Source organism: Pseudomonas sp. PDM21 (genome assembly GCF_014852505.2).
In the GTDB taxonomy this organism is placed as follows: domain Bacteria; phylum Pseudomonadota; class Gammaproteobacteria; order Pseudomonadales; family Pseudomonadaceae; genus Pseudomonas.
The window spans coordinates 5,325,500-5,346,847 of record NZ_CM181223.1 but is presented as its reverse complement, the minus strand read 5'-3'; the positions used below and the strand labels follow the sequence as shown (position 1 = coordinate 5,346,847).

The 21,348-nt window shown below is 64.9% G+C and carries 16 protein-coding genes; all 16 read right to left on the bottom strand.

What is annotated here, in order from left to right:
* Window positions 1-72: 72 nt before the first annotated feature.
* A complete protein-coding gene (locus IB275_RS24650) occupies window positions 73-459 on the bottom strand; it encodes a hypothetical protein (protein WP_192291927.1) in 387 nt (128 codons plus the stop codon).
* Window positions 459-1,289 (bottom strand): SDR family oxidoreductase, encoded by an 831-nt coding sequence (locus tag IB275_RS24645; RefSeq protein WP_192291924.1) that lies wholly within the window; start codon window positions 1,287-1,289, stop codon window positions 459-461. Before IB275_RS24645 ends, IB275_RS24650 begins: the two co-directional genes overlap by 1 nt.
* A gap of 63 nt (window positions 1,290-1,352) precedes the next feature.
* Complete coding sequence (locus IB275_RS24640) at window positions 1,353-1,817, bottom strand: multidrug transporter (protein WP_192291921.1); 465 nt, start codon at window positions 1,815-1,817, stop codon at window positions 1,353-1,355.
* Window positions 1,818-2,083: 266 nt separating this feature from the next.
* Complete coding sequence (locus IB275_RS24635) at window positions 2,084-3,526, bottom strand: mannose-1-phosphate guanylyltransferase/mannose-6-phosphate isomerase (RefSeq protein ID WP_192291916.1); 1,443 nt, start codon at window positions 3,524-3,526, stop codon at window positions 2,084-2,086.
* A 325-nt stretch (window positions 3,527-3,851) separates the two neighbouring features.
* Entirely contained in the window at window positions 3,852-4,502 is a 651-nt protein-coding gene (gene algF, locus IB275_RS24630; RefSeq protein WP_192291913.1) for an alginate O-acetyltransferase AlgF, read from the bottom strand.
* Between the two features lie 80 nt (window positions 4,503-4,582).
* Complete coding sequence (locus tag IB275_RS24625) at window positions 4,583-5,773, bottom strand: alginate O-acetyltransferase (protein WP_192291909.1); 1,191 nt, start codon at window positions 5,771-5,773, stop codon at window positions 4,583-4,585.
* 11 nt (window positions 5,774-5,784) lie between these two features.
* Complete coding sequence (locus tag IB275_RS24620; RefSeq protein ID WP_192291905.1) at window positions 5,785-7,347, bottom strand: MBOAT family O-acyltransferase; 1,563 nt, start codon at window positions 7,345-7,347, stop codon at window positions 5,785-5,787.
* A 343-nt stretch (window positions 7,348-7,690) separates the two neighbouring features.
* Window positions 7,691-8,806 carry a mannuronate-specific alginate lyase gene (locus tag IB275_RS24615; protein ID WP_192224501.1) on the bottom strand — a complete coding sequence of 372 codons (1,116 nt, stop codon included), beginning with the start codon at window positions 8,804-8,806 and terminating at the stop codon, window positions 7,691-7,693.
* 36 nt (window positions 8,807-8,842) lie between these two features.
* The gene (locus IB275_RS24610; protein ID WP_192291901.1) at window positions 8,843-10,255 is read right to left on the bottom strand and encodes an alginate O-acetyltransferase; all 1,413 of its coding nucleotides are present in this window, start codon (window positions 10,253-10,255) and stop codon (window positions 8,843-8,845) included.
* Window positions 10,256-10,265: 10 nt separating this feature from the next.
* On the bottom strand, window positions 10,266-11,948 hold the full coding sequence (gene algG, locus IB275_RS24605; protein ID WP_192291897.1) for a mannuronan 5-epimerase AlgG: 1,683 nt from the start codon (window positions 11,946-11,948) through the stop codon (window positions 10,266-10,268).
* A 104-nt stretch (window positions 11,949-12,052) separates the two neighbouring features.
* Complete coding sequence (locus tag IB275_RS24600) at window positions 12,053-13,486, bottom strand: alginate export family protein (RefSeq protein ID WP_192292545.1); 1,434 nt, start codon at window positions 13,484-13,486, stop codon at window positions 12,053-12,055.
* 101 nt (window positions 13,487-13,587) lie between these two features.
* Complete coding sequence (algK, locus tag IB275_RS24595; protein WP_192291894.1) at window positions 13,588-14,997, bottom strand: alginate biosynthesis TPR repeat lipoprotein AlgK; 1,410 nt, start codon at window positions 14,995-14,997, stop codon at window positions 13,588-13,590.
* Window positions 14,998-15,010: 13 nt separating this feature from the next.
* Entirely contained in the window at window positions 15,011-16,183 is a 1,173-nt protein-coding gene (locus IB275_RS24590; protein ID WP_192291891.1) for an alginate biosynthesis protein Alg44, read from the bottom strand.
* Between the two features lie 49 nt (window positions 16,184-16,232).
* Window positions 16,233-17,714, bottom strand: a complete 1,482-nt coding sequence (alg8, locus tag IB275_RS24585; RefSeq protein WP_192291888.1) for a mannuronan synthase — start codon at window positions 17,712-17,714, stop codon at window positions 16,233-16,235.
* A 213-nt stretch (window positions 17,715-17,927) separates the two neighbouring features.
* Entirely contained in the window at window positions 17,928-19,238 is a 1,311-nt protein-coding gene (algD, locus tag IB275_RS24580) for a GDP-mannose 6-dehydrogenase (protein WP_081516164.1), read from the bottom strand.
* A gap of 1,187 nt (window positions 19,239-20,425) precedes the next feature.
* Window positions 20,426-21,205 (bottom strand): peroxide stress protein YaaA, encoded by a 780-nt coding sequence (gene yaaA, locus IB275_RS24575; protein ID WP_192291885.1) that lies wholly within the window; start codon window positions 21,203-21,205, stop codon window positions 20,426-20,428.
* Window positions 21,206-21,348: the final 143 nt, after the last annotated feature.

Below are 21,348 nucleotides of genomic sequence, written 5' to 3'. Positions count from 1 at the left end.
AGGTCCGCGTCACCTTAGGTGGGGTCCGGTTGTGCCCGGATGAAAAGCAGGTGAAGAAAGCGTGAATACCCGTCAGCGTGAGCCGCTTGGCAGGAAGCGCACGAGCACGCCGGGGCGGAAGAACCACCAGACGCACAGCGGGTAGCACAGGTAGTTCAGCGCGTAGATCAGCAGCGCTGCCGGGCTCGGGGTGTTCTTCCACGCGGCCATTCCGACAAGGATGGCGTAGAGCACTGCCAGCCCACCGCCGTACAGCGCAGTCAGCCGCCAGCGCTCGCCGGTTTCCGCCAGCCGCTCGTGCCGGCGGGCGAACCAGAAGGCCATGGCGGCGGCGATTACCGCGGCGACCAGCAAGGTCGCCGGAACACCGCCGACCCGTAGCAGGCCGCGTGCCACCACGTTGAGGAAGAAGGCGGCGAGGATGCCGGCGAGAGCGAGGTAGCGGACCTGGTAGGTCATCAGAGTTGCCCGTCGAGGCCGAAGCGCTTCTTCAGCACCTTGTCCAGCAGGCCGGTGGGCAGCCAGCGCGAGAGCAGCGGCAGGGCCCGGCTGCCGTTGCCGATGCGCAGCAGGCGCGGACGCGGGGATTTCTGCGCGGCGGCCAGCAGTTCGCGGGCGAAGTCGCTGGCCGGCGTGGGTTTGTCCTGGGAGGCCGCGGCGCGCGCCTGGATGAATTTACGCAACGGCCACCAGGCGGAGTCTTCGCTGACCACCGCGGCCATCTCGCGGCTGGCGTTGGCGCCGAAGTTGGAGGCGATGGCGCCGGGCTGCACCTCCATCACCCCGATGCCGAAGGGCGCCAGTTCCAGGCGCAAAGCGTCGTTGAGCGCGTGCACCGCCGCTTTCGATGCGCAGTAGGCACCGGCGAAGGGCGTGACCAGCACTCCGGACACGCTGCCGATGTTCACCACCAGCCCGCGCCGCGCGCGCAGCGCGGGGAACAGCGCGCGGGTGACGCCGACCACGGCGAACACGTTGGTTTCGAACTGACGGCGGATCGCCTGGCTGCCGCCGTCCAGCAGCGGGCCCATGGCGCCGTAGCCGGCGTTGTTGATCAGCACATCGAGGCCGCCGGCTTCGCGCTGCAGCAGCTCGGCGAGACGCTCGACGGCGGGCTCGTCGTTGACGTCCAGCAGCACGCCACGCAATCCCGCCTGGCCGAGGGCGGCGACGTCTTCATCGCGGCGGGCGGTGGCCCAGACCTGGTAGCCGGCGGCCTGGAAGGCATCGGCGAGGGCGCGGCCGATACCGCTGGAGCAACCGGTGATGAGGGCGACGGGTTGGGGCATGGTCTGGCAGTCCTTTGGGCTATGAGCGCGGACTACCGTACCGGATTGTGCGGGGCAGGTGAATCAGTTGCCGAAACGGCCGCTCACCCGTTCAGCGCGGAATTCCAGGGTGCTGGCGCGGTAGCCGGGGCGCACCGGCGGCAGCGGCAGGCAGTCGCTCCAGCTGTCGCCGGCGAGCAGCGCGCCGGGGCCGCGGTAACGCGGGGCTTCGTAAAGGTTTTCGGCGAGGTCGGTGGTATCGCCGGGACGGTAGGCGGCGACTTTCCAGCGCAGTTCCAGCAGAGGTCGGGAGGCGCCGTTCTTCAGGCTGACGGCCAATGGGCGGCCGGGCTGGCACTGGTCGGGCTGGTAAGTGATGCGCAGTTCCAGGTGCTGGAGTTGGCGGGCGTCGCTGTTGTCCTGCCAGATGGCGATGGCGATCACCGAGGCCAGCCCGACCAGCCCGGCGCCGGAGATCGGCAGGGCACGGGAGGGGTAGCGGATCAGCAGGATGATCCAGGTGACGATCAGCAGGATGCCGTACAGCATGGAGCGCTCCGCGCAGGGTATCGGGCATTACCTTAGCAGGCGGCGGGGTGGGGCGGGTTGATGTAGCGCGGGGAGCTTACTCGCGAACAGACCGTGGGGCGGACAACGCGTCAGCGTTATCCGCCGTCAGGGCATCGGCGGATAACCCGTTCCGGGTTATCCGCCCTACGCAGGTACCTCGGCAGGCGACCATAAAAAAGCCCCCGCACCGAAAGGTGCGGGGGCATTGGCGCTGATGGGGGGAAGCGCCGGATCCTCGCGTGGAATCAGCGCACGACCGCGCGCAGCTCCACGTTCTCGGTGGTACGGCCGTAGACGTCTTCCAGACGCTCGATGTCGTCTTCGCCCAGATAGCTGCCCGATTGCACTTCGATGATCTCCAGCGGAATCTTGCCTGGGTTGGCCAGGCGGTGGACCGAGGCGATCGGGATGTAGGTGGACTGGTTCTCGGTGAGGAGGAAGGTATTGTCGTCACAGGTCACCTGGGCGGTGCCGGAGACGACGATCCAGTGCTCGGCGCGATGGTGGTGCATCTGCAGCGACAGGCGAGCGCCCGGCTTGACGGTGATGTGCTTGACCTGGAAACGGCCGCCCATGTCCACCGAGTCGTAGGAGCCCCACGGACGGTAGACCTGGCAGTGGTTCTGGGTCTCGCTGCGGCCAGCGGCGTCGAGCTGGTTGACCACCTTCTTGACGTCCTGCACGCGGTCCTTGTGGGCGATCATCATGGCGTCCTTGGTTTCGACCACCACGATGTCCTCCAGGCCGACCACAGAGACCAGCTTGCCGTTGCCGTGCACCAGGCAGTTGTGGCTGTCGTGCACCACCACGTCACCCATGGTGACGTTGCCGTCGGCGTCCTTTTCGTGGACTTCCCAGATCGAGGACCAGCTGCCCACGTCGTTCCAGCCGGCGGCCAGGGGCACCACGCAGGCGCGGCGGGTCTTTTCCATCACGGCGTAGTCGATGGAGTTGTCCGGGCAGCACTCGAAGGTGGCGGCGTCGATGTTGATCAGCTCACCGTCGTGCTGGCTACGCTCCAGGGCCAGCAGGCAGGTGTCGTAGATGTCGGCGTCGTGCTTCTTCAGTTCTTCCAGGAAGCGGCTGGCGCGGAACAGGAACATGCCGCTGTTCCAGAAGTAGCCGCCTTCCTCGACGAACTGCTGGGCGCGTGCTTCATCGGGTTTCTCGACGAAGCGCTCGACGCGGATGACGCCATCCGGCAGGCCGCGCTCGTCACCGGACTTGATGTAGCCGTAGCCGGTTTCCGGGCGGTCGGCGGGGATGCCGAAGAGCACCATCTCGCCCTTTTCGGCGGCGTTGGTGGCCAGTGCCAGGGCGCGCTGGAAGGCGCGCTGGTCTTCGATCACGTGGTCGGCCGGGAGGATCAGCAGCAGTTCGTCACGGCCTTCGGACATGAGCTTCATGGCGGCGATGGCGACCGCCGGGGCGGTGTTGCGGCCAAAGGGTTCGAGCAGGATCGACTGGGTCTTCAGGCTCAGCGCTTCGAGCTGTTCCTGGACGATGAAACGGTGTTCCTGGTTGCTCACCACCACCGGCGGCTCCATGCCTTCGAACACCAGGCGCTCCAGGGTCTGTTGGAACAGGGTGTGTTCGCCGGTCAGGGCCAGGAACTGCTTGGGATACTGTTTGCGCGAAAGAGGCCAGAGTCGCGAGCCGCTACCACCGGAAAGGATTACTGGGATCATCGGGTTTCTCCTAAAGCGTTTGCGTTCTGTCGGCCGGACCACGTCATGCGGGCCGGCGTGCGGTTTGGGTGACCTCTCCTGTGCTTGCCGTCGTTGCGGCGCACGGGTCTTGCTGCCGGTGTGGGGCCGGTCTTGTTGTTTTGCATATTTGTTTGGGAGCGGGGTGTAGCACCCTCTCCCCAGCCCTCTCCCTGAAGGGAGAGGGAGTTGTTCGTGCCGGCTGATGCCATGGTTTCCACCTGCGCCAATCCAGTCCCATCTCCCTTCAGGGAGAGGGTTAGGGAGAGGGCGAGTGGTACGCGTTGGCACGTCATCGTTGACTGACTCAGTCCGCCTTGACCGGGCGCTTGACCCACACCGGGTTCAGCTTGCCGCCGTCGCCGGTGACGTAGAGGCAGACCACTTCGCCGCGTTCGAGGGTGACGGGCTTGAGGTCGCTGACCTTCTTAGCGCCGTCGAACAGCGCCAGGTTCACCTTCACCGGGTTGATCTCGCGGTCGCCGTGGCTTTGCGGGGCGACGTTGCTGACCACTTCGGTCTTGCCGTCGGCGGTCTTCAGGGTGAGGGCCTTGCCGCTGAGGTTCTGTACGCGGACGAGGGCTTTCTGCTTGTTCTTGAACGGCGGCTCGGGCACCAGGCGCGGCTGGCCGCCGGGCTGGCTGACGAGGGTGTAGTAGGCGTCCGGATCGAGTTTCACCGGCAGGCTCTGGGTACCGACCTTGGCGGTGTAGTTGCCCGGCGGAAGGAACTTGAAGTCGCTGGAGCCCAGCGGCGAGATGTCGTTGAGGGTGGCGTTGCCGACGCTGACGGACAGCTCGCCGCTGCCGGCGTTGTAGGCCCGCACGAAGGTGGAGCCCTTGGGAGCCTGCGGGCCGTACAGCGCGCCTTCACCGCCGGCGAAGGCGCCGAAGGATGCGGCGCCCAGAGCCAGTGCGAGGGCGGACGACTTCAGGGTGCGAATGGTCAGTCGGTTCATGGGGTGTACCTCCGTCTACTTTCTCTTGTGGGCACGGGTGGTGCCCCGTTCAGCGCTCGGTGCGCCGTGGGTTCGTTGGATCAGTGTGCTGCGGCCTGGTTGGAAGCCAGGCGTTCGTCGCGGCTGCCCGCTGCCCGCAATTGCGCCACCCAGTCCGGGTTGAACTGGCTCAGGTCGCTGTGCATCGGCAGGTAGCGTTCGGGAAATTCCCAGACCAGCAGTTGTGCCGGCTTCTGCTTGAAGCCCTCGTCCTGCAGGAGTTCGAGCATCGGTTCCAGGGGGCCCTTGCCCTCCTTGGCGTAGTTGATGACATCCGCCGAGAGCGCCTGCTTGAGGGCGCCGGCGAAGTTCCAGCGCGCATTGGCGCTGTAGCTGGTGCCGACCAGGGCGACCTGCGGCTGGGCGCTGTCGCCGAACAGGTCGCCGCCACCGCTGTTGTCAGCGGAGCCGGCAGCGTCCTCGGCCGGATGGGTCTGGCGCTGCTGCAACTGGTCTTCTTCGGGCAGCAGGTTGGTGAACAGCGGGTCCAGGGGCAGGAAGGTCAGCAGGTCGCCCTTGTGCGCTCCGCTCTTGCCGGCTTCGGTGACGAAGCTCTGGGTCGGCAGGTCGGCACCCTGGCCGGCGCGGATGCTTTCGCCCAGTCGCTGGGCCACGGCTTCGGCGCCCAGCGGGGTCCAGTGGGTGTCGGTGCGCAGGAAGACCTGACCGTTGTCCTTGGCCTTTTCCATCGTCTCCAGCAGCTCGGGCGCGGCCATGCCGGCCTGGCGGGCGCGCTGCAGGAAGTCGGTGTAGAGCGAGGCGTGCAGGGCAGCCGGTTGCTCCTTGCCGACGTATTCGGGATACAGACGGGTCTTGGCCGGGATGATCGCCAGCACCAGCTTCACACCACGGCGCTCCAGCTCCTGCTGCACGCCGCGCACCAGCGCCCAGTTGTCTTCCAGTTGCTGCTGGGTGGGCGCGGGCTTGAACTCTTCATCGGTGAACAGCCAGCCGTCCTTGCCGATCACCACGCCGGGCCGGCCTTCGTCGAAGACGGTGTAGTCCAATGCGGCCCAGAGGTTGGTGCCCAGGCGCTTGATGGGGAATTCGTCGTCGTAGTGGCCTTCGAAGGCGTGGGCCAGCTTGCCGTTGAGTACGGTAGTACCCTCGGCGGCGGAGAAGCTGGGGAAGGCCTTCAGCGACCAGCCGGCGAGGCCCAGCAGCATCCCGCCGAAGGCGGCGATGTAGGCGTACTGGAGGGGCCTGGCGATTCTCTTGGTATCAACTGACATGATTGCCTCGCTCAGAACTGGAAGTAGAGGAACGGCGAGTAGCTCTGCGCCGAGAGCTTGAGCACCGAGGCGGCGAACAGCAGGAGCAGGGCGACGCGGGTGGCCACTACCGGCAGCTGGGTCATCCAGTGCGGCTGGTAGACGGCGGCGCCGCTGGGCGAATAGGCGATCGCCGCCGGGTCCTGCTGGGCCATGGCCGGGGTGCGCGGCTGGGCGCTGGCCGGGCCGTCGGCGTCGACCTGTTCGGTCTTCGCGGCGGCCTTGGGCGCCTTGCTCTGCATCGGCTGGTTGTAGAACTGGCGCAGGCCGAAGAAGGCGAGCACGAGGTAGGCGATCACCAGGGTGCCGACCTGCAGGCCGGTGAGGCTGGCGCGGTTGAGCTCGGAGAGCTTCCAGTCGCCGAAGCTGAACATGGCTTCGTACATGCGCCAGGCCACGTGCAGGTTCTCGGCGCGGAAGATCACCCAGCCGACGATCACCAGCAGGAAGGTGAACACCCACTTCAGCGGATTGAGCACGCGGGGTGCGGCGTTCACGCCCAGGGCGCGCTCGATGGCCAGCCACACGCCATGCCAGGCGCCCCAGATGATGTAGGTGACGTTGGCGCCGTGCCACAGGCCGCCCAGCAGCATGGTGAGGATCAGGTTGCGATAGGTCTGGAAGGTGGTGCCGCGGTTACCGCCCAGGCTGATGTACAGGTAGTCGCGTAGCCAGGTGGACAGGCTGATGTGCCAGCGCCGCCAGAACTCGGTGATGGACTGGCTGATGTAGGGCTGGTTGAAGTTCTCCATGAAGCGGAAGCCCATCATCAGGCCGAGGCCGATGGCCATGTCGCTGTAGCCGGAGAAGTCGAAGTACAGCTGCGCGGTGTAGGCCAGCGCGCCGAGCCAGGCATCGCCGGTGGTCGGGTCCTGCAGGGCGAAGCAGTGGTCGGCCACCGCCGCCAGGGTGTCGGCGATGAACACTTTCTTGACGAAGCCCTGCATGAAGCGGGTGCAGCCTTCGGCGAACTTGTCGACGGTGTGGGTGCGGTGGTTGAACTGGTCGACCAGGTCCTTGAAGCGCAGCACGGGGCCGGCGATCAGGTGCGGGAAGATCGCCACGAACGCCGCGAAGTCGATCAGGTTGTGCGTGGCCGGGGTGTCGCCGCGGTACACGTCGATGATGTAGCTGATCGATTCGAAGGTGTAGAAGCTGATGCCGATGGGCAGCAGGATGTGGGTCAGCACGAAGGGCTGCATGCCGAACGAGGTGATGATCTCGTTGAGGCTTTCCACGCCGAAGTTGGCGTACTTGAAGTAGCCCAGCACACACAGGTCGACCACCACGCCGAGCAGCAGCCAGCGCTGGGCAGCCTTGGTCCGGACACCGGCGGCGCCGATGCGCAGGCCGATCCAGTAGTTGAAGACGGTCACGCCGGCGAACAGCAGGAGGAAGTCCACCCGCCACCAGGCGTAGAAGATGTAGCTGGCGACCAGCAACAGGAGGTTCCGGTAGCGGTTCCCGCTCAGGTAGTACAGGCCGAGGAAGACCGGCAGGAACAGGAACAGGAACACGTTGGAAGAAAAGACCATTCCGCGTCTCTCTCTGGAGCTTCAAACCTTGAGTGGCTCCGGACCTTCCGGCGTCTTCGCGACGCCCTGAGGAAAGGCCGGGGCAACCCGCCAATTCCTCCCCATGTGATGCTCAATCTGTTGCGCCCGCCCGCGTCTTTATTGCGTGGGTCGGGTGGTGTTCATGCCGAAGGTTCGGCGTTGGGAGAACCCTCTCCCTAGCCCTCTCCCTGAAGGGAGAGGGGACATCCGTGCCGGCTGTTGTTTTCGTGCAAGCCGGCTGACTCAGTGCTTCCCGAACACTCGGAAAGCTCCCTCTCCCTTCAGGGAGAGGGCGGGGGAGAGGGGCTCTTGCCTTTCGGCTTCAGCTCCCCGCCCCCTGACGGTTGAAAACCTTGGTCACTTCACCCCCCAGGCGGAAGCTGTTGAACGGCTCCATCTTCTTCTTCCAGTCCTGGGTCTTCGGCGCGCAGCTGTAGAGCGCGCAGTAGGGTTCCAGCCAGGCGAACTTGCTGTTCTCCTTCAGGTCGCCCATGTCCTGGTCGTTGCCGGTCTTCTCGTCGAACGCGTCCTGGTCGTCCACGCCTTGCATCACGCGGTTGGCCAGGCGCTGCAGGGCGCCGTTGTTTTCCTGGCGCAGGTCGACGCCGTTCACCTGGGCGAAGGCGGCGATCATGGTCAGCGGCGGCAGCGAGTAGTTGTGGTACGACAGGGCGCGCTGACGGCGCTTGAGTTCGTTGGGCAGGTAGCCGTCGTTGTCCACCTGGTTGGCGGCGACCTTGAACTCCTGCACGGACCAGTCGAACAGGTCGCGGCGGTTGGTCACCACGGCGGTGGACATCACCGACCAGGCGGCCCAGTAGGAGTGGTTGTTGATCTTCTTCAGTGGCAGGTCGCTCCAGTCGCGCACCACCTGGCTGCCCAGGGTGCTGAACCAGTTCTCGATCTCCTTCGACTGCTCGGAGTAGGAGGCCAGCGGGCGGCTGCTGGAGAATTTCAGGCGCATGTAGGAGGACGACAGGCTGCCCAGTGCCCATTTGCGCATGGACTTGCCGGTGTGGTTGTAGTCGCTGCTCTCCAGCGCACCCGCCTTGGCCCAGCTATCCAGCCAGCTCATGGCGCAGTCCAGGTCGCCCTTGTTGCCGCTGCGCATGTACTGGGTGATGAGCTTGGTGGCGCCGCGCTCCATGTCGGTGATGTCCTTGATCTGGCTGCGGAACTCTTTCTCCGCATCCGCATTCAGGGTGGAGCGTGCCGAGTCCGAGCCCTTGTACTTGCTGGTGAACTGCAGGCTGCCGGTGTACGGCGTCGGTGCGGTGGGGCAGCGGTCGGCGTCCTTCTTGCTGCCCTTGTCGCCGACGGCGGAGAAGTAGCCCGGTGGCGGCATCAGGTCGGCCGCGTAGGTGGCGCTCTCGCCGCCGAACAGGGCGCCGAGCACGGCGATGGTCAGGCCGATGCGGGCGACCACGGGGGTCTTGATCTTGCGTAGGCTGGGCATGGAATTCACTCCCTCGCGTCAGTTGGCGGCCACGTCGGCCGACTTGGCTTTGGGCGTCTGACAGAGCTTGGCCTCGACTTCCAGGCCCGCCGGCATGTCGTCCGGCGCCTCGATCTCCAGGGAGAGGAACTGCTGGTTCGACCAGTCCTCGTCGTTGCGCAGTTCGAAGACGTAGCGTCCGCCGGTATCCACGGCCTTGGACTGCTCGATCTTCAGCTGCTCGCGACGACCGTTCATGTACCAGATGGTGTTCTTGAGCTCGTGCACGCCGGGGTCGGAATAGGTGACGTCGGCGGTGTAGCTGCCCGAACGGATCGGCAGGGCGCCGCTGTTGAGCAGCACCTCGTTGCTGCCCGCGTGCAGCTTGACCTTGCGACTGATGGCCGGCTTGCCGTCGGCGCAGCCGTTGTCCACCAGTGGCATGGCCTGGCGGTAGAAACTCTTCTGCGCCATGTCGTAGTGGGTGGCGAACTCCCAGACGAGGATCTTCGGCGGCTTGTCGTGGAATTCCTTGCTGGTCATGTAGGCCAGCAGGGAGCTGTCGAAGCCGCCGCCGGACACGGCGTTGTTGAGGATGTCGACCTTGCCGTACTGCTCCAGGAAGCCGGCGAAGTTGTAGGCCGGGCCGCTGTTGGAGGTGCCCACCAGCGCAACCTGGGCGTCGCCGCCCTCACCGAACAGGTCGCCGCCGCCGGAGTCGCCCACCGGCTCGGTCTCGAAGCGGTCGACGTACTGCGGTGCGTAGCTGCTGCCGCACAGTTGCGCGGCAGCCTTGTGGAAGGTGCCCAGCTTGGACAACAGGCCCACGCGCTTGCTCTCGAATTCCTTCTTGGGAATGTCGTTGTAGGCGGGGATCTCCTTCAGGGTCTCGGCGACGATCTTCGCGCTGCGCATGGCGCCGTACGGCGTCCAGTGGTGGTCGCCCTTGAAGTAGTACGGGTGCTCTTCCTTCTCGTCGAACAGCGGCGAGAAGTCCGGGGTGTAGATGCCGGCCTTGCGGAACTGGGCGATGGTCGCCTGGTAGTTCTGCTTGGCCAGGTCAAAGTTGAAGCTGGCCTTCTCCTGCGGGTTGAGCTTCTCGCGGTTCACCAGGCCACGGGTGGGCTGGTAGACGACGACCAGGTCGATGCCCTTGCGCTTGAGTTCGTCGCGCAGTTGCTTGAGCTCGCGCCAGCCTTCGGCGCTGGTGCCGAAGTCGGTGCGCAGGTCGTAGGTGGTACGGAACAGCCAGTCTTCCTGGGCCGGCACCAGATGGGTGAAGAAGCCCAGGTACTTGGTGTTGTACGCCGCGTTGTTGGCGGCGGTCGGGCACAGCCCGGCAGCCGGCTGCGCGGAGTAGCTCGGCGCGTCGGCGGCGCTGGCCTGGTGGGCGAGCAGCAGGGCGGCAGTGAGGCCCGACAGGCGCAGCAGGTTGATGGTCAGTTTGTTCATGTGTCGGTCCTCAATTCTGCAGTTCGGCCTGGCTTTCGACGGGGTCGATCAGCACCGCGCGTTGCTGGCGCACCAGCAGGTCCAGGATCTGGTCCTGCTTCTCGCCGAGCACGCCGTTGAAGGAGATGCCGGAGGATTTGGTCGGGCCGAGCATGGCCACCTTGTAGAGCTCCAGCGACAGCGGTGAATCCACCGACAGCGGGCCCGAGCCGTTGCCGGCCAGCTTGCCGCCGACCACGATCAGCGAGACCTTGGTGTCGAAGGGATCGAGGTCGATGTTGCGGTCGGTGTCGGACAGATCCTTGATGTGGCCGTAGACGCCGATCAGCTTGTTGCCGGCCGCGAGGTTCTCGTACAGGCGGATGTTCACGCTGTTACGGATGCGGATGCCGTGGCGCAGGTTGGCCAGCACCTGGTTGCCGTAGATGAGGTTGTCGCCCGACTCGTAGAGGGTGATGCCGTCGGAGTGGTTGCGATAAACCTCGTTGTAGGCCACCAGGTTGCGCTCGGAATTACGGTCGAGGACGATCCCGGAGAGGTGGTTGTCGTAGGTCTTGTTGTGGATGATCCAGCTGTCGTTGACCTCACGGGAAACGATGATGCCGTGCTTCTTCTTCGTCCCGTAGACGGTGTTCTCGGCGATGATCAGGCGATGCGAACGGTCATGCGGGTCGATGCCGTAGACGATGTTGTTCTTGTAGGTGTTGCCGCGCACCACCAGGTCGTCGGCCTCGTAGCAGTAGAAGCCGTACCAGGCGTCCTCGAAGGTCGAGCCGATCACCCAGCCTTTGGGGCGCGGGCGCTTCATGGTCTTGTCCATGCCCGGGCTGTACTGCGAGATGGAGATGCCGTAGGCCTTGGAGGCGTTGTAACCGAAGCTGGTGAAATGGCTGTTCACCAGGTAGGCCTCGGCGCCCCCCCAGGAGATCAGGAAGGGGCGGAACTCGTTGGGCGTCTTGTACCAGGCCGGTTCCTTCTTCGCCTCGTTCCAGGCGGTGACCTTGGTGTCACGCACGAACAGCTTGCCGTCGTTGACCAGGAACGCGCCGCGGTCCTGGGACAGGCGCAGTTCCTTGACCTTGCCGTCGATCTCCAGGGTCGCGCCCTGGCTGACAACGATGGGCAGGCGGGCGATGTAGACGCCCGGTTCGACCTGCTCCAGCGCGGTCTTGGGCAGCTTGCCGGCCAGCTCCGCGAGGTCGACGTAGCCGCCGTCGATGAAGATCGCCTGGGGCATCTGGCGCTGGCGCTTCACCCACTCGGCGAGACGGTTCTTGCCGCCGGTGAATTCCTTCAGCGGCTGCTGCTGGACCATGCGCTGGACCTGCGCCTTGCCGCGCTTGTTGCGCTCGATCTTCTTCTCCACCGCCTCGGCGGTGTAGCCGGTGAGGTCGGGCAGCTTGGGCGGCTCCAGGTGCAGCGGCTCGCTGGGAGCAGCGGTCACGGTGTAGTTGCCGGACTCCTTCAGCGTCTGGGTATGGCCCGGCTCGTTGCCCGGTTGTTCTGCCGGTGCCTTTTCGCCCTCGGCGGTCTTGCCGGCTTCGGCTTTCGCGGCGTCGGCCTTCTTCGCATGGGCAGCGCTGGTTTCGGCTTTGGCCGCGGGTTGCGCCGCCCAGGCCGGTGCGCTGGCGCTGAGCAGGCCGCCGAGCAGCAGGGCGGTCAGCGGCAGGGCGTGTATCGGGTGGCGGTTCATGGCCGTGTCTCCTTGCGCGCGGGCCCCCACCGGATACCCGGCCACGCAGCGAGTGCGGCGCAAGGCGAGCTTGGGAATCGGGTGGAGGGTCATCGCTACAGTCCTCAGAAGTGCCAGATCACATCGACGAAGGCGTGGTGCATGGTCGAGTCGACGTGGCTGCCGTAGGCGTCGCCAGGCTTGAACACGCCGCCGCGGAAGCGGATCAGCGCCGACGGTTCGTCGATCGCCTGGCTCATGGAGGCCGGCAGCAGGCCCTGCTTGAAGTACTTGGTGACGACGAGGTCGACTTCCTGGCCGATGTCCTTGGAATCGTTGACCAGCGGAGCGGTGATGCCGCTGCTGCCGATGTCCGAGTCGCTGTCCACGCGGCGGAACTTGTTGTAGATGACGCTGGCGTCGTAGTCGTCGCGTAGCTGCCAGGAGCCGAACAGGGTGGCGGCCTCGAGGTTCGACAGCTCGCCACGGAATGCCTCGCCGAAGCGGTGCGCGCGGGCGCGGGTGCCAGTGAAGTTGGAGCGGTTGCTCTCAAGGCCGGTCTGTTCGAACTGGTCTTCACCGTTCTTGCCGCCGCCACTGCCTCGGGCATAGGCGCCGCCGACGCGCCATTGCTCGTCGATGTTCCAGCGCAGGCCGAGGTCGGCGCCGTAGGCATCCACGTCGCCACTCTGCTTGCCGGCAGCGACCCGCTCGCCGTTCACCGGGACGGTGGTCAGGCGGTCACGGTTGCCGGTCAGCCAGGTGGCGCTGGCCCAGTAGTTGATGGGCATCTGCGAGCGCCAGTTGTAGCCGTCGCCGTTGGCCTCGATGCCGACCCAGGTGAGGTCGCCGGTGGAACGCTTGTCCAGCGAGTCGACGGTGTCGCCCGGGTCCGGCAGGCTGCCGCTGTCGTCGGAGTGGTGCAGGCGCAGGCCGACCCAGTGCTGAGGCATCCACTGCGTGGAGATATCGCCGAACACATGGGTGCGGTCCTTGTCCTCCGGCGCGAGGTCGGTGATGTCGGTGCGGTAGTCGGAGAAGCGTTGGGCGGCGCCGAGGTGGGCACGCAGCAGGGTGGTGTCGAAGGTCCAGTTCAGCGCTTCGATGTTGGTGTCCTGCCACATCCCGCTGTCTTCGCGCAGGCGCTGGCGACCGAAGCGCAGGTGCTCGCCGGGGTACTGGGTGAGGCCGGCGTAGTCCACCCAGAACTCGCGCAGGGCGAGGTAGGCATCGTCGGGCTCACGCTTGTTGTCGTTGCCGCCGCTGCTGGTGTTGTTGACGTCGTCGTTCTGCAGGGTGTCGGTCTGGATGGTGTCGGTGGCGGCGACTGCCTGGCCCATCACGTAGGCGCTCCAGTCGCCCCACTGGCCGAAGGCCCAGGGGCGCACGTCCAGGCCGATACCGTTGAGGTCGCCGCCGCGGGCGGTGCCCAGGTCGCGGTCGTCCTCGGATTCTGCGGTCACCTTGATGTCGAGGCCGAAGTTCTTCGGTGGCTCTTCCGCCGCGTGGGCGAGGCTGCCGAACAGGGTGCCGGCGAGGCTCAGGCCAACGCCGAGCATGGCGGGGAACAGGCGGGCGCGGCGGACAGCGGAAGCCAGAGCGCGCGGCTGAACTCCATCGACGAGAGCAAACAGCGGGGTGGTCATCGGGTCGGTGCGCTTCATAGATTTTCTTGTTCCTGGTTGTTCTGCAGAAGGCTGACGGTGGCTTGCCAGTTGGCGCCGCGAGCCTGTTCTTCACGCTTGAGCAACTGCTGGGCCGCACTGCGGTCGGCCGGCTGGATCTGCGGTTCGATCTGCGCCATCAGGTCGCTGGCGGTGGGCACCTGCTGGCGCTGCGCGAGCTCGCCGAAGACGTAGGCATTGACCAGGTTCGGGCGGATGCCGCGACCCTGCGAATAGAGCTGGGCGAGGGCCATGTCGGCGCTGGCCTGGCCGGCGCGGGCGGCGATGATCAGGTGGTCCACGGCCTTCTGCGGGTAGACCTGGCCGAGGAAGCCGCGGCGGTAGATCTGGCCCAGGTAGTAGTGCGCCTGGGGTTCGGTGGCGGCGGCCTTGAGCAGGTGCTGCTCGGCCTTCTGCGGCTCCTGCGGGGCCCACTTGCCGTCGTAGTAGAGGCGCCCGAGCAGCAGCTCGGCGCGGGGCTGGGCGGCGTCCTGGGCTTTCTTCAGGTAGTCGAGCATCTGGTCGAGGTCGCCCAGGTCGGGATTGTCGTACTGCAGCTTGGCGAGGCTGACCCAGGCGGCCGGATAGGTCGGCGCGATCTCGTTGAGCAGCGTCTGTGCGGCCTGCGGGTCGGCGGTGCCGATGTTCGGGTCGGCCAGCACGCCGGCCACCGATTCGACGCGCTCGGACGGTACGCGGCCGGCCTTCCAGCCTGCCTTGAGCGCTTCGAGGTGGGCCTTCTGCTTATCCGCGTTGCCCTGCTTCTGGTACACGGTGGCCAGTTCCATCCAGCACACGTCCATGCGGTTCAGCCAACGCTGGCAGACCTGCTCGACTTCGGTGAGGTGCTGGTCGTAGGTGCCCTGGGTGCGGTACAGGATGATCTGCGCCAGGTCCGCCTGCGGCAGGCCCTGGGCGCGCCACTGGTCGATGCGCTGCTGCGGATTCACGTTCGGCCAGGCCTGCGGGTACTGCAGGTAGAGGACGATCAGCGGAACCAGCGCGCTGTCCTCGCCTTCGTCGAAGGCGCGGGTCAGCAGCTGCTCGGCTTCGCGGTGCTCGGCGTCGGTGCCGCCGGGCTTGGCCGCCAGCCATTTGCCCAGGCGGGCGCGGGCGCGCGGGGAGCTCTCGGCCGCCTCGCGGTAGAGCTTTTCGGCGCGGGCCTGTTCATCGGGGTCGCCGGTGGCGGCCTGCATGTCGGCCAGTCCGACCTGTGCGTCGGCGTAACCCAGGGTGGCCAGGGCCTGGAAGTTGGCCTGGGCGGTGGCGATGTCACCGCGGTCCAGGGCCTCCTGGGCCAGGCGCTGGTCAGGCAGGCCGGCGCAACCGGCCGCTGCAGCGATGGCCAGTGCCAATCCAATGTGTCGGCCGAGGTGCGGGGCGTGTCGCAGGACAGGTCGATTCATGCGGGCGGTCCTCTTAGCGGGCGGTGGCCAGGGCCATCGCCTTGTTCAGCAGGGTGCGGCCCGGCAGGCCGCCGATGCTGACTTCAGTCGGGCGGCCAGCCATCTGGCTGTCGAGCGGCTGGTCGGGGGTGATCTGCACACGGATTTCCGAGGACAGGTCACCGTCCACCGGTGCAGTGCGCAGGATGCGGCCGCCGCGCACTTCACTGTCGCCGGCGACCTGGAAGTTCACGTGGGTGCCGGGGGAAAGCTCGGCGGCGTTGCGGTAGGGGAAGCGCGCCTCAACGGTGGCGGTGCTGTCGCGCGGGGTCAGGGTGAAGATCACGTCGCCCTTGTTGGCGAACTGGCCGTTGGCGACGCGCTGCTCGACCACACGGCAGTCGCACGGACTGGTCAGGGTGCCCTTCATCTGGTGGCCGAAGAGCTTCTCGATGTTGCTCGGATTGAGCTGCTCTTCGGTCAGGTTGCCCTTGAGCAGGTCCAGCAGGTTGGCGGAGAAGGACGCGATCGGCGCGCCCTTGGCGACTTCCGCGCCCGGCTCCACCAGGCTTTCCACGGTGCCCTCGCGGGGCATGGTGATCTGCTGGTTGGCCACGCTGACCACGCCCGAGTCGGCGTGGGTGACGAAGTACAGGTTGTAGATCTGGTTGAGGATCACCGCGAAGGCGCCGACGCCGACCACGAAGATCGCGGTGCTCACGGTGACCGCGCGGAAGCGGCCGAAGAAGCCCATACCGCCAGAGCCTGCACCGTGCTTGCGGGCCTTGGTGAAGTTCTCGCGCTGCAGGGTGTTGAGCATGTCGCCAACGCTCACCACTTCACCGGCCAGGTAGGAGGTGATCAGGTAGCGCAGGGCGGCGATCTCGCGCGGCTTCAGGTGCTGGAATTCGCAGCCGACGCGGGCGCTTTCGCGGTCATAGGAGCGCACCTGGAATTCCACTTCGAGGGAGAAGCTGATGCTGTCGATCTGGAACAGCAGCTTGCCCTTGTGCAGGTCGCCGACCTGCACCGGCGTGTTGTTGGCGGAAGTGAACGCGAAGCCGCCGGCGGACAGGTCCAGCAGGCGGGCGTCGACGCCCTCGCGGTGGGATCCGATGTAGCGGATACGGGCGGGCAGCTTGACCCGGGCGTGCTGGCGCTGGGCTTCGGATTCATGCACGACATTGACGTTGACGGCGGTATTCATGAGGTCGAGTCCTGTTCGTAATTGGGAGATGCTTTGCCCAAGAGAGTCTTCAGACGATGGTCAGCAGTACGGCGACGAAAACGCTGGCCGCGGAAAAGGTCATGGCTCGCGAAGACCAGGTGTTGAACCAGCGCTGGAAGCTGGCTAGGCCGCGGTCGAGCTTGGTGTTCTGGCGGGTCCACGACTGCTGGTCGAGGCGGAAGAACACGTAGATTTTCACCAGGGCACCGACGATCTGGTTGTAATAGAGGATCGCGGGGTAGGCCGGCCCGATGTGGTGGCCCGAGAGCGACAGCAGAAGGGTCAGCACGAAGCGGGTGATGCCGATCCACAGCAGGTAGATGAGCAGGAAGGCAATGCTGTACTTGATGCTGGCGATGATCGCGGCGACCAGGCCGAGCAGGCAGGTCCACATCGACAGGCGCTGGTCGAACAGCACCACGCTGGTGAACCAGCCCAGGCGTTGCGGGCCCAGGGCGAGGGCGCGGGAGTTCTGCCGCAGGTTGTTGCCGTACCAGCGGAACATTAGTTTGCGGCTGGCCTTGATGAAGCTCTTCTCCGGCGGGTGCTCGACCGTGTTGATCGCCGCGTCGGGCACGTAGAAGGTGTCGTAGCCCAGGCGCATCAGGCTGTACCAGCTGGACTTGTCGTCACCGGTGAGGAACTGGAAGCGGCCCAGGCGCCAGTGGTCCAGGTGGTCGCTTTCCACGTCGGTGATGAAGTCCGGGTCGGTGACCACGGCGGCGCGGAACACCGACATGCGCCCGGTCATGGTCAGCACGCGCTTGGACAGGGCCATGGAGCACATGTTGATGTGGCGCTGGGCGAAGCGCAGCTTGTGCCACTCGCTCATCACGTAGCTGCCCTGCACTTCGCAGAATTCGTTGGTGGTCAGGCCGCCGACGTTGGGGAAGAGCTTGAACCAGGGCACGGTCTTTCTCACCACGCCCGGTTCGAGCACGGTGTCGCCATCGATCACCGCGACCACGGCGTCTTCGTCCGGGAGGTGGCGGGAGATGGCGCGGAAGCCGTGGGCCAGGCCGTCGCGCTTGCCGGTGCCGGGGATGCGCACGAAGTCGAGTTCGACGTGTTCTGGCGGGTTGAGCTTCTGCCACTGCTGCTTGATCAGCACCTCGTCGGACATCTCGACGATGGAGCAGACCACGGTGGTGGGGTAGCCGCAGGCAATGGCTTCTTCGATGACCGAGCGATAGACCATCGAGGTGGTCAGCGCGTCGATACGGAAACTGGTGACCATCAGGTACACGTGGGACGGGTCGGCCGCGTCGCCGAGCTTGCGCATCCTGCGGCGGTAGTGCGGGTAGACCACGTAGAGGAACAGCATGCCGCGCAGGAAGTGCAGGCCGCCCATGGAATAGCGCCAGATGCCGACCGCGCCGATGAGCAGCAGGAAGTCCTTGGATTCGGCGTCGAATACGGTCGGCGGCACGAGCAGTGCCAGCAGCATCAGCAGGCCGAGAAAGACCAGCCAGCCGGTGGCCTCACCGATGATTCGTTTGTAGGTTTCCATCGTCGTCTATCCGTCTGGTTGGGCTTGGTCATCGGCCCGCCTGGGCGGGCCGGTGACCGGCGCTTTTAGGGTCTGAAGGCATGGACTCGATTGAGCGAGCTAGAGTCCGGTTAGGCGGAGAGGGACGAGGAAGCGGAGTTCACTGAAGTGAATGAGCATTTCCGAGTTCCTCTCCAACGACACCGGGCCGACGCGCAGCCAATCGAAACCCAATTACCAGCAGATGCCTTCGGCGCGCTCGTCTGTGACGCTCGGCATGAAGCCGATCAGGTCGACGACCTTCTTGCCTTCGGGCGCCTGCTTCACCACGTCGACGAACAGCTCGTCACCGTTGCCCAGGACCAGGACATCGGAGGACTTCACGACGGCGTCGAGGTCCGAGACCAGCAGCGAGGAGACGTGCGGGATCTTCGATTCGATGTACTCCTTGTTCGCGCCATGGACGCGGGCGTACTCGACGTTGCGGTCGAAGATCTGCAGCTCGTAGCCCTTGCCGATGAGCATCTCGGCCAGTTCCACCAGCGGGCTTTCGCGCAGGTCGTCGGTGCCGGACTTGAACGACAGGCCGAGCAGGCCGACCTTGCGGCTGCCGTGGGCGGCGATGATGTCGAAGGCCTTCTGCACCTGGTGCTGGTTGCTGCGCATGATCGAGCCGAGCATCGGGTGCTCGATGTCCAGCTGGCTGGCGCGGTAGGTGAGGGCGCGCACGTCCTTGGGCAGGCAGGAGCCGCCGAAGGCGAAGCCGGGCTTCATGTAGTAGCGCGACAGGTTCAGCTTGCGGTCCTGGCAGATCACGTCCATCACTTCGCGGCCGTCGACGCCGACGGCCTTGGCGATGTTGCCGATCTCGTTGGCGAAGGTGACCTTGGCAGCGTGCCAGACGTTGCAGGTGTACTTGATCATCTCGGCGACCTCGATGGTCTTGCGGATGATCGGCGCGTCCAGCTCGCGGTAGATCTCTTCCAGCAGGTCGCCGGTCTGGGCGTCCAGCTCACCGATGACGGTCATCGGCGGGAAGTCGTAGTCCTTGATCGCGGTGGATTCGCGCAGGAACTCAGGATTAGTACCCACGCCGAAGTCGGCGCCGGCTTTCTTGCCTGAGCAGTCTTCGATGATCGGGATCACCACGTTGTTCACGGTGCCCGGCAGCACGGTGCTGCGCACCACCACGGTGTGGCGCTCTTTCTTCTCGCGGATGGCGTAGCCGATCTCGCGGCAGACGGACTCGATGTAGCCCAGGTCCAGGTCGCCGTTCTTCTTGCTCGGGGTGCCGACGCAGATGAACGACACGTCGGTGTCCAGTACGGCCTTCTTGAAGTCGGTGGTGCCCGACAGGCGACCGGTGCGGATGCCCTGCTGCAGCAGAGGCTCCAGGCCCGGCTCGACGATGGGCGATTTCCCGTTGTTGATCAGATCGATCTTGGTGGTGGACACGTCCACCCCAACGACTTCATGGCCCCGTGCGGACAGGCAGCCGGCACATACTGCGCCAACATACCCAAGACCAAAGATGCTGATACGCATCGCATTCACCTCTTCAATGGTCGAACTGTTTAAAGTTGCCCGGTAGGGCGATTTATTCAGGTTGCAAGAGTCCCCGGAGTTCACTGTCAGAGTGTTCTCCGTACTTCCTTCCAGGCAGGCATGGGAATCGAGTGCTAAACTTTCGAGCACGGTATTGGCGCAAACTTTGGATGTTTGCCCTGTTATGTTTCAGGCAGATTGCAAAGTTGGTGCAGTGTCTGCCTGGCGTGCTCCAGTCTGGTTAGATGATTGCCTCGTCATCTGAAAAGTTCAGTTATTTCATTGGGTTGCGTTTCAAGGGTGAATCGACAAGAACTGATCGAAATAACCTTGGAAGCAAAACTCCAATTTCCATCGGGGCATTTCTGTTTTGCCAACGATGGTCGTTGCGCAAATAGGATTTATCCGAAATGCGGTTAGTTCCTTCCGCCCATCCCGCCCCTGAAAGAATGTGAAATATCCAATTGATATCACTTGATGCTGAGTTAATGGCAAATTGCACGGCGCTTTGCTTAGTGCAAAGTGCATGATTGAATAAAGTTCCATTGAATTTTTCGTTAAAAACGACCGTGTATCGTCGTCAAGACATTCGTTCAGCTGCCGTTCAGCTTTCTCTCTTGCAAAGTGCAATCGTGAAATGCATGTCATGGCCAAAGGCTGTTAATGGCCAATGGATTACAACGGAGAGGGCGAATCAGGACGATTTCCATCCTTCCGACCGGTCCGGGCGGTCGAAAAATTTTCTCACGATTAATCCTGAAGCAGACGAACGGTCATTTTGTCCCTTTGGCAAGTGTGGTCTTCAGGGGGCGTTTTGGGCAGGAAACGTACAGATCCGCCACCCGTGACCGGGTAGTTCCATGGTCAATGGCTTACAGGCCACTTGGAATCAGCGGTGATTTTGGGACGAAACAGAGGCGAAGCGGTGCGGTTAATCGCCCCCTGTAGGAGCGGGCCGCGCCCGCGAACCGTCGGCAGGGCTGCCAGTTGCACCGGCTTCGGTCTTGCAGGGGCTTTCGTAGGAGCGAGCTTGCTTGCGAACCGCCCAACGCCGGACGTCCCGGCAGGACGAGCGGGGCGCCTGGCCCATGCCCGCAACCGCACCCATGGGGCGTTCCCGCAGGTTCTGCGCGGAAACGAAAACGGGAGCCCTCAGGGCTCCCGTTTGGTGCAGCAGAAAAGGCGATTCAGTCTTCGGCGTGGTCGCGCAGGAACACCAGCTGGTCAGCTTTGGAGTGCTCCGCGCTATACGCGTAGCCCGCGTAGTTGAAGTCCTTCAGGCCCTCGGGGTTGGTCAGGCGCTCCTTGATCACGTAGCGCGCCATCATCCCGCGGGCCTTCTTGGCGTAGAAGCTGATGATCTTGTACTGGCCGTTCTTCAGGTCCTTGAACTCGGTGTCGATCACCCGTGCGTTCAAGGCCTTGCGTTTGACTGCGCCGAAGTACTCGTTGGAGGCCAGGTTCAGCAGTACGTCGTCGCCCTGCTCGGCCAGGGATTCGTTCAGCCAGGCGCTGATGCGCTCGCCCCAGAAGGCATAGAGGTCCTTGCCACGGGTGTTGGCCAGCTTGGTGCCCATTTCCAGTCGGTACGGCTGCATCAGGTCCAGCGGGCGCAGCACGCCGTAGAGGCCGGAGAGCATGCGCAGGTGGCGCTGGGCGAAATCGAAGTCGTCTTCGCTGAAGTCCTCGGCCTGCATACCGGTGTAGACGTCGCCCTTGAAGGCCAGCAGTGCCTGCTTGGCGTTGGCGGGGGTGAAGTCCGGGTGCCAGCTCCCGAAGCGCGCGGCGTTGAGGCCGGCCAGCTTGTCCGACAGGTGCATCAGCTCGGCGATCTGCGCCGGGGCCAGTTCCCGCAGGATGCCGATCAGCTCCTGGGCGTCGTCCAGGTGCTCGGGCAGGGTAAAGCGCTGCGTCACCGGCGCGGTGTCGTAGTCCAGGGTCTTGGCGGGCGAAATCACCATCAGCATCGTGCGGTCTCCTACAAGCGAGCGGCGATTGTAAGGAGTCGCGGGCGTTGGCTCCACCTATGGGGACGATTAGCGTCGGGCCAGTGGCACAGGCGACATCTATATAGGCAGGCGAGGAAGCGGTGGCAGTCGGCGGCGAGTGC

What these genes read in the sequence shown, in the direction of transcription:
- IB275_RS24650 (WP_192291927.1), bottom strand. Translation starts at nt 459, where the DNA reads ATGACCTACCAGGTCCGCTACCTCGCTCTCGCCGGCATCCTCGCCGCC.
- IB275_RS24645 (WP_192291924.1), bottom strand. Translation starts at nt 1,289, where the DNA reads ATGCCCCAACCCGTCGCCCTCATCACCGGTTGCTCCAGCGGTATCGGC.
- IB275_RS24640 (WP_192291921.1), bottom strand. Translation starts at nt 1,817, where the DNA reads ATGCTGTACGGCATCCTGCTGATCGTCACCTGGATCATCCTGCTGATC.
- IB275_RS24635 (WP_192291916.1), bottom strand. Translation starts at nt 3,526, where the DNA reads ATGATCCCAGTAATCCTTTCCGGTGGTAGCGGCTCGCGACTCTGGCCT.
- algF (WP_192291913.1), bottom strand. Translation starts at nt 4,502, where the DNA reads ATGAACCGACTGACCATTCGCACCCTGAAGTCGTCCGCCCTCGCACTG.
- IB275_RS24625 (WP_192291909.1), bottom strand. Translation starts at nt 5,773, where the DNA reads ATGTCAGTTGATACCAAGAGAATCGCCAGGCCCCTCCAGTACGCCTAC.
- IB275_RS24620 (WP_192291905.1), bottom strand. Translation starts at nt 7,347, where the DNA reads ATGGTCTTTTCTTCCAACGTGTTCCTGTTCCTGTTCCTGCCGGTCTTC.
- IB275_RS24610 (WP_192291901.1), bottom strand. Translation starts at nt 10,255, where the DNA reads ATGAACAAACTGACCATCAACCTGCTGCGCCTGTCGGGCCTCACTGCC.
- algG (WP_192291897.1), bottom strand. Translation starts at nt 11,948, where the DNA reads ATGAACCGCCACCCGATACACGCCCTGCCGCTGACCGCCCTGCTGCTC.
- IB275_RS24600 (WP_192292545.1), bottom strand. Translation starts at nt 13,486, where the DNA reads ATGCTCGGCGTTGGCCTGAGCCTCGCCGGCACCCTGTTCGGCAGCCTC.
- algK (WP_192291894.1), bottom strand. Translation starts at nt 14,997, where the DNA reads ATGAATCGACCTGTCCTGCGACACGCCCCGCACCTCGGCCGACACATT.
- IB275_RS24590 (WP_192291891.1), bottom strand. Translation starts at nt 16,183, where the DNA reads ATGAATACCGCCGTCAACGTCAATGTCGTGCATGAATCCGAAGCCCAG.
- alg8 (WP_192291888.1), bottom strand. Translation starts at nt 17,714, where the DNA reads ATGGAAACCTACAAACGAATCATCGGTGAGGCCACCGGCTGGCTGGTC.
- algD (WP_081516164.1), bottom strand. Translation starts at nt 19,238, where the DNA reads ATGCGTATCAGCATCTTTGGTCTTGGGTATGTTGGCGCAGTATGTGCC.
- yaaA (WP_192291885.1), bottom strand. Translation starts at nt 21,205, where the DNA reads ATGCTGATGGTGATTTCGCCCGCCAAGACCCTGGACTACGACACCGCG.